Genomic DNA, 1,340 nt, shown 5'->3' with positions numbered 1-1,340 from the left:
CGCCTGCAACGCATCTTCGAAGAGACGTTGAACATCGGCGCGGAAAGCCTGGCGCGACGCATCGCGCGAATAGAACATGTGACCACCGCCGTAGACCTGAAGCGCAATGCGGTTTTCAGGGCCGAAACGGGGAACCTGATTCAACAGAAGCTGGCTTGCGTAGTAAGGCGTCACGAGATCGGTGAAGCCGTGCGCAACATGAACCCGGAGTTTGGAATCGAGTGCAAGACTCTGCCGCAGCTCTCCCATGTTGTCCGCGTGATCGCGGTTACTCTCCCAACGCCACGCACGATTGATCGATTCGTTGAGCAGGTTGTAGCGTCCTTCGACGCGATAGTTCAGCGTCCGCGTCAGGTGATCGAGGATCGCGGTCGTCAAAGGCGCGGTCAACGCGGTCAGGACCGGATCTTCGAACCGCGCAAAGAAGGCCGTCGGCTCTGGATTGAAGCTCGCGATATCGGCATCGTAGACGCTTACGACCTCGTTCGAGGACCGCCGTATCTCCCGTTGGAACGCACTCCCGCTGACTCGGCCCGCAAGCCGCCTCACCAACGCAGAATCCAGACCCGTCACATCTGCGACACGCTTGCTGACGCGCTCGACCGCGTCCTTGTCCTGCAACCCCTTCATGAGATCGACGAGGTACTCGCCGGACGCGTAATTTTCGACATCGCGCAAAGCGTCGCGCGTGACTGTTCCGCTGCGAGCGAGTTTTGCCGCGGCCATGGATGGGAGACGCGATGCGTCGACCCAAGGCGCATAAGTCGGCTGATCGAGCCAGTCGAAGTCAAAGACGGGCGAGATGAGTACGAGACCGCTCATGCCGATGCCTTGATCACTCTGGAGTTTTGCCGCGACGAGCGGACCACGAAATCCGCCATAACTTTCGCCAGCGAAAAACTTCGGCGACAGGAGCCTGTTCTTGTCCTTGAGCCAGCGCACCACGAATGCCGCAACCCCGTCGATGTCGCCGCTCACCGAATAGAAATGCTCGCGTACCTTGTCGTCGCCGAGAATGCGGCTGTATCCGGTCCCCGGCGGGTCGATGAAAACGAGATCGGTGAAATCCAGCCATGTTTCCGCATTGCCGACAAGAGTCGCCTGTGTCGACGGGCTGATCGACGCTTCGTTCAAGGGAAGACGCCATGGCCCGATCGCCATCAAATGCAGATAGGCCGAGGAAGCGCCAGGACCGCCGTTGATGGCGAATGCAATCGGACGCTTGCCGACGTTCTCGTCGTCCTTCACGTATGCGACGTAGCCGACATCGGCCTGCGGCTTTCCTTGCACATCCGTGAGCGTGAGACTTCCCGCCGTTGCCGTGAAGCGCAACGTTCGTC

1 protein-coding gene is annotated in these 1,340 nt (G+C 59.9%); it reads right to left on the bottom strand.

Annotated features, from left to right (window positions below; genetic code table 11):
- A partial coding sequence (locus AC1DT3_RS21410) for a S10 family peptidase (protein ID WP_477467198.1) occupies window positions 1–1,340 on the bottom strand: 1,340 nt, incomplete at both ends.

The organism is Microvirga sp. P4_G7 (genome assembly GCF_056401005.1).
Note: the sequence above shows the minus strand (reverse complement) of the source record. Positions and strands in the feature narration are given on the sequence as shown.